We start from the raw sequence: 6,415 nt of genomic DNA, 5'->3' as shown, positions 1-6,415 counted from the left end.
GACGGATCAATCGTTGCCGCTCAGGCTTTTAAATGCGAACTGTTACATGCTGGACCGCCAAACCCCTTTTTTGATGACATCGCCGATCGAGGGCATGGGGCATGGACATTATATGTTCCAATACCGGAACGGCGAGGATGTGCTCCAGTCCATGCCTAAGGCCAGGAACACCGCATATACCGAATTTGGTGTTCCTTCCCCGTCGTCCGTAGAGCAGTTAAAGAGCTTTATTCCCGCTGATGAACTGTATCCGCCACGACCCGGGACGGCTTGGGAAAGTCATCACGCATTCCATGCGTTGTCAGATAATATGTGGCTGATGGCCGACCAGATTGAGCATTATCTCGGTCCCTGGGAGACGCTGGAACAGCTGGTGGAGTACGGTCAGCTGCTGCAGTCGGAAGGGTACAAATGTATCTATGAGGAAGCCCGCCGTCAAAAGCCGGTATGCTCCATGGCCCTGAATTGGTGTTATAACGAGCCTTGGCCGACTGCAGCCAATAACAGCATCATCATGTATCCGGCCAAGCCGAAGCCGGCTTATTATGCAGTGCAAGCTTCATGCAGGCCTGTCCTCGCAAGCGCACGCATTCCAAGGTTTACTTGGAAAGAAGGCGAATGGTTTGAGCCTGAACTATGGATGTTGAATGACAGCGCGGAGCAGATCCCGGCAGGCCGGATCGAAGCCTGGTTGACCGTTGGATCGAGTGAACGACAATTCGTGTTGGCATGGGATTATGCCGAACTGGCATCTAATGAGAATCGGCGCGGACCAACAGCCAGAATCAAACTCCCTCGTTCGGAAACCGGCAGAATGAGGTTAGAATTGATCGTCGTCAACCGACCAGAGTGGAATTCGGAATACGTCCTGTCTTTTAAGGGGCATCATCCGCGTACTGAACCTGATCGGAATACGCTGAATTTTGGTTCATAGAACCTCCCTGGCGTCTAGAGAATCTATTCAAGCAACGGAAATGGGAGAAACGAATCCAGAAATGACAGCACTTAAAGCACTTTATGAAAAAGAACTAGACCTGTTTAAGGTTGTGAAGAAATAAATGAATTGGAGATGGGTGACCATGACGGCAGATGCAAGGTTACGAAGAATGTTCAGTGAGGCGGGTAAGTGTTTTGACGTAGCCATCGATCACGGTTTTTTTAATGAGTATTCCTTTTTGCAATCCATAGAAAACATGAAACAAGCGGTCGAAACCGTCGTAAAAGCCAACCCGGATTGTATTCAGCTTAGCCTTGGCCAATCCAAGCTGCTGCAGCATATTTCTGGTAAATGCAAACCTGGCTTGGTTCTGCGTACCGATGCAGCAAATATCTATGGTCCAGAATTACCTCATTATTTATTTAGCCAAGTAATAGATCATGCCGTCGAGCATGCGGTTCGAATGGATGCTGTAGCTGTATGTGTGAATTTGCTTCTTCTACCGAATCAACCAGAGCTGCATTACCAATGTGTGAAAAATGTCATGAAGTTAAAAACGGATTGTGAACGCTACGGTATGGTCCTCATGGTGGAGCCGCTTGTGATGCTGCCTAATGAAGCGAAAGGAGGCTACATGGTAGACGGTGATATTGAGAAAATCATTCCCCTTGTCAGACAGGCCGTTGAGCTTGGGGGCGATGTAATCAAAGCGGATCCGTGCGATAACATCCTGGAGTACCATCGGGTTATAGAGACTGCCTCTGGAGTGCCCGTGCTTGTTCGGGGAGGCGGCCGAGCCTCCGATGAAGAGATTGTGAACCGTACCGTGAGTTTGATGGATCAAGGAGCATCCGGCATTGTATATGGGAGGAACGTGATCCAGCATCCCCATCCAGCACGTATGACGCAGGCCTTAATGGAAATTGTGCACAGAGGCTGCAGCGCAGAGATAGCCCTTGCGATCTTAAACGGGGAGGACATGGCGGATGAGGCATAAAAAAACCATTCGTTTCGGTGTCATCGGATGCGGCCTCATGGGAAAAGAGTTTGCCAGTGCTGCTGCCAGATGGTGCCATCTGACCGATGTCGATTTTATACCGTCCATTACCGCCGTTTGTGATGCAAACCGAGCAGCCACGGCCTGGTTTGAACAAGAGATCCCCAGCGTTAAACATTCGTATACCGATTACAAAGAACTGTTAACAGACCCGCAGGTAGACGCCGTTTATTGTGCCGTACCGCATCATTTGCATGCACAAATATATACCGATATTATCCGGGCGGGAAAACATCTGCTTGGAGAGAAACCGTTTGGAATCGACCGGGAAGCGAATCTCGCGATCCGTACAGCATTAGATGAGAACCCGTCTGTCCTCGTGCGTTGTTCTTCGGAATTCCCTTTTTTTCCGGGTGCCCTGCAAATCTCCCAGTGGGTGCAAGAAGAGAAATTTGGAAAGATCATTGAAGTTGAAGCAGGCTTTTGGCATTCGAGCGATCTCGATCCTAATAAACCGATGAATTGGAAGCGAAGAATCTCCGCTAATGGCGAATATGGATGTATGGGTGATCTTGGAATGCATGTACTGCACCTGCCCATGAGATTCGGCTGGTATCCGCAGAATGTAAGAGCGTTGTTGAGGAACGTGATAGAAGAGCGGCCAGATGGTAAGGGGGGGATGGAGCCTTGCGAGACATGGGACAATGCGATTCTGGCCTGCGACGTACAAACATCGCTTCAACGCTTTCCTATGCTGCTTTCGACTAAACGAATAGCTCCCGGTCATGCGAACACATGGTTTATCCGTATCCAAGGGACGGCGATGTCCGCTGAATTCACGACGAAAAATCCGAAGCAGGTATCCTGGCTTCCGTATGAGCCAGGCGGAAGCCAGGCATGGCATGTCATGGATGCGCCTTACAAATCCGCTTACTCGACCATCACAGGAGGGATATTTGAGTTTGGGTTCTCGGATTCCATCCTCCAGATGTGGGCGGCTTTCTGCGATGAACTGGTTAACGGATCGGACGGCATGCTCCAACCTTTCCGATGCGCAACGCCTGAGGAAGCGGAAGGGAGCCATCGGGTGTTTACGGCTGCATTGGAATCGAATCGATCCGGTAACACCATTCCGATCCCGTGGAGGGCGTAAAATTGATTGAAAAACATACTCTTCCTTATCATGTCATTGTTGGTGGTCATATTTGCCTTGATATTATCCCCTCCATTCAGGAAGGACCATTTCATATGGTGCCGGGGAAGTTATTAAACGTCGGAGAGGCGATGCTGGCTACCGGTGGAGCGGTTGCCAATACAGGTATTGCGCTTCATCGGCTTGGTATGCCGGTACGGCTCATGGGCAAGGTGGGTACCGATATTTTCGGCGAAGTGATCCTCTCCTTGATTCGCAGAGAGCATGAATCGTTAGCAGAAGACATGATCGTATCAGAGGGAGAATCGAGCTCCTATACAATCGTTTTGAGTCCACTGAAGGTGGATCGAATGTTCCTTCACTGTACAGGCGCCAACGATACATTCGGAGCTGAAGATGTCAGTAAGCGTACATTGGAAGAAGCGGGTTTATTCCATTTCGGTTATCCCCCCCTGATGAGGCGCATGTATGAGCAAGGGGGCTGCGAGCTGGCAGCCTTGATGCAGCGGGCGAAAGCAGCAGGTACCACGACATCGCTGGATATGGCGAAACCCGATGCGAACTCATTGGCCGGACATGTTGACTGGAGGGAAGTGTTGCGAAATGTGCTTCCCTCCGTGGATTTATTTTTGCCAAGCGTGGAAGAAATCCTATATATGCTTCACAAAAAGCGCTATGAGGAAATGGTCGAAAAATACGGAAGCGAGCATATCATGGACCGGATCGGTCCCGATCTGCTGCAGGAGCTTTCCGCTGAATTACTTGGCATGGGGGCCGCAGTAGTCGTGCTTAAGCTTGGCGAGCATGGTCTATATATGCGCAGTACGGCTGAATCAGCCCGGCTGGAGAACATGGGGCGTTATCGCCCTGAACGTTTAACAGATTGGTTAGGGAGGGAACTTCTGGTTCCTTGCTTCATAGTAGAGACAGCGGGGACAACGGGAGCTGGAGACTGTACGATTGCAGGCTTTTTGTCCGCATTCATGCAGGGACTGGCGCCGGAAGAGTCGCTGATTATGGCTGTCGGCACGGGGGCGTGTAATGTCGAACGACCGGATGCGACAAGTGGAATCCCGACATGGGAGGAAGTTGCATCCCGAATTGACTCAGGCTGGCAGCAGCATGTATCAAAGATAGCACGTTCGGGATACCATCCCAAAGTGCATGGACCGGCGTCAGTGTTTCATGGGAATGGAGACACAATACGCGTGAATGATTGACGTCAAAGGAGGCGAAATGATAATGCTGACTCACAGTCAAGTGAAGGCCGCACAGAAACGTACGGCGGAAATTCTTCATAACGCCGGAATCATCCTGTCGCCAGACGAGATGAACGAGATTGAGGTGGCTTCCTTCGGATTGAATGATCTTGAGACGCAGGGTTTAGAGCTCATTACTTACATTAATACCGATCGATACTGTGCGAAAGAGCTGGTGTTATTCCCAAGCCAAACCTGTCCCGAGCATAAGCATCCTCCAGTGGGAGAAGACCCAGGTAAGATGGAAACGTTCCGCTGCAGAGCAGGAAGGGTATATCTTTACGTCGAGGGGGAACCCTCTGCTCCGATCCAAGCGCTAGTACCGCCAAAGAGTAAGGATTACTATTCCGTATTTCAGGAAATCGAACTGACACCTGGGCAGCAATACACCATTCCGCCAGACACACTGCATTGGTTTCAGGCAGGAGAGGAGGGTGCGGTCATATCGGAGTTCTCCAGCACGAGTCGTGATGAATATGATATTTTTACCGATCCTAATATTTGCCGGGTGCCTAAAAAATAGTTGAATGACTAAATCTGCTCATGCAGAAGTTTAAAATTCGTATAACAAAAGGGTTAGGCAGAGGGCATGAGTGCCCGATCTGCCTAACCCTTTTTTCACAACCCTCATCCACCATATAAGTACGACTTTACGTCCCGCCCGATGTAGGCTCTCCATACAATCAGATTGTAAGGATCATCCCAGTCGATGTTCTGCGGCTCCTCGAACATGCGGTGCAGGCGGTTGTTGTTGAAGATGATCGAGCCGCGCTGATCAAAAGCCACCCCGTCTACCCACAGCATTCTGTCGTCGGACAGCAGCTTGTTGAACGAGCGTGTGTACGGTGAATAGTAACCGATTCCCTTGCCTTCGAGCATGGTGTAGAATACACGGCCTTGATTGTCGGCATGCATGCCGTCGGTTGTCGTTCCTTTGCTGCCCAGGGTCTGAACGGAATCCCGGATGATCGAATCGGGAATATCGAAATTTCGCAGAAGCCGCGTATCGACAGCGTACAGATTGCGCCCCGTTACCTGGCAGTAGAATAGAGTTCCGCGATCCGCGGACAGAGCTATGCCATCGGCGCCGATCCGAATCGGCTTGTTGCGGTATACCGGCTCGGTATCGATCTCAAACCGGAAACGGGGGACGTCCTGCGTGCTGTAATGACTGTCGAGGACGCGCCGAAATTTCTTCGTTCTCATATTGTAGACGATGATTCCGCCATACAGCGGATGGTCCGGCCAGCCGGAGCCCGAATCGGTAATATAGGCATAACCGTTGCGGTTATCCACCACGATGTCGTTCAGGAACGATGTTCGGGGCGGGGCAATATCGTCCGGAATGACAATAGAGTCGAGCAGGCGGTTCGCGCTCAGATCCCAGATGAGCAGCTTTTGCGAGCCTACGGGCGAGGTATCGTATGCGATTTTTCCTTGATCCAGAATCCACATCCGATGATGTTCATCAATCTCGTAGCCAAGGACGGATTGCAGCACCCGAACATCCCCCGGCGTATTCCACTCCCAGCTTGGAAAAGCCTCCAGTACGGGCTTGCCGTCCACCATCGCAATGGTATTCAGCGTAGCGGGAACCCCTTCAGCCCAGCGCGGAACCGATACATAGAAGCGTCCCTGCCGGTCTACCTTGACGCCTGCAGGCATGCAGTGCTTCCAATCCTGGCGCTCCTCGAATCGCTGCTTCATCGCAGGGTTCGGGAAGTTCCAGTCCAGGCGGCTCCAGTGAAAGAGCATCTGGTACGGACTTGTATAGCTATGGGTCTGTTTACAATGAGGGACAGTAGGCTGCTGCCACTGGCCCTCCATTGAATGATGCGGTACAACCATTTCAAGACCTCCGATAACATGCTCGGTTCATCCATTAACGCAGCGCAGATTATTCTTCGAGCTTATTCCTCAAGTTAGTTATATGCCCAGAGGGATGGATTGGCGCCGATTAAATCACCGGGAGGTCTTTTTAGGAAATTACAAGTTACACTTGCAGAATCTTAATCAGATTCGTGTTACCGGATTGACCGATCGGCACGCCGGCAGACAATGCAGACAAT

At 50.9% G+C, this 6,415-nt stretch carries 5 protein-coding genes and 1 pseudogene; 5 read left to right on the top strand and 1 reads right to left on the bottom strand.

Annotated features, from left to right (window positions below):
• From ACPV3A_RS23130 to ACPV3A_RS23110, 5 genes and pseudogenes are all read left to right on the top strand, one after another.
• Positions 1-934: pseudogene (locus ACPV3A_RS23130) on the top strand (hypothetical protein); the annotation flags it as partial.
• Between the two features lie 124 nt (positions 935-1,058).
• Positions 1,059-1,934 (top strand): aldolase, encoded by an 876-nt coding sequence (locus ACPV3A_RS23125; RefSeq protein WP_339222146.1) that lies wholly within the window; start codon positions 1,059-1,061, stop codon positions 1,932-1,934.
• Positions 1,924-3,087, top strand: coding sequence for a Gfo/Idh/MocA family protein (locus tag ACPV3A_RS23120; protein WP_194541213.1), 1,164 nt, complete (start codon positions 1,924-1,926; stop codon positions 3,085-3,087). Before ACPV3A_RS23125 ends, ACPV3A_RS23120 begins: the two co-directional genes overlap by 11 nt.
• A gap of 2 nt (positions 3,088-3,089) precedes the next feature.
• Positions 3,090-4,307, top strand: a complete 1,218-nt coding sequence (locus tag ACPV3A_RS23115; RefSeq protein WP_426201419.1) for a carbohydrate kinase family protein — start codon at positions 3,090-3,092, stop codon at positions 4,305-4,307.
• Positions 4,308-4,329: 22 nt separating this feature from the next.
• Positions 4,330-4,869 (top strand): D-lyxose/D-mannose family sugar isomerase, encoded by a 540-nt coding sequence (locus ACPV3A_RS23110; RefSeq protein ID WP_194541214.1) that lies wholly within the window; start codon positions 4,330-4,332, stop codon positions 4,867-4,869.
• A 104-nt stretch (positions 4,870-4,973) separates the two neighbouring features.
• Here ACPV3A_RS23110 and ACPV3A_RS23105 read toward each other — a convergent pair whose 3' ends face one another.
• Positions 4,974-6,194, bottom strand: a complete 1,221-nt coding sequence (locus ACPV3A_RS23105) for an L-dopachrome tautomerase-related protein (RefSeq protein WP_426201417.1) — start codon at positions 6,192-6,194, stop codon at positions 4,974-4,976.
• Between the last annotated feature and the right edge of the window lie 221 nt (positions 6,195-6,415).

This window comes from Paenibacillus sp. Dod16, from assembly GCF_049893405.1.
GTDB lineage: Bacteria > Bacillota > Bacilli > Paenibacillales > Paenibacillaceae > Paenibacillus_AQ.
Note: the sequence above shows the minus strand (reverse complement) of the source record. Positions and strands in the feature narration are given on the sequence as shown.

Coding starts and splice junctions, on each gene's coding strand:
- ACPV3A_RS23125 (WP_339222146.1), top strand. CDS start 1,059: ATGAATTGGAGATGGGTGACCATGACGGCAGATGCAAGGTTACGAAGA.
- ACPV3A_RS23120 (WP_194541213.1), top strand. CDS start 1,924: ATGAGGCATAAAAAAACCATTCGTTTCGGTGTCATCGGATGCGGCCTC.
- ACPV3A_RS23110 (WP_194541214.1), top strand. CDS start 4,330: ATGCTGACTCACAGTCAAGTGAAGGCCGCACAGAAACGTACGGCGGAA.
- ACPV3A_RS23105 (WP_426201417.1), bottom strand. CDS start 6,194: ATGGTTGTACCGCATCATTCAATGGAGGGCCAGTGGCAGCAGCCTACT.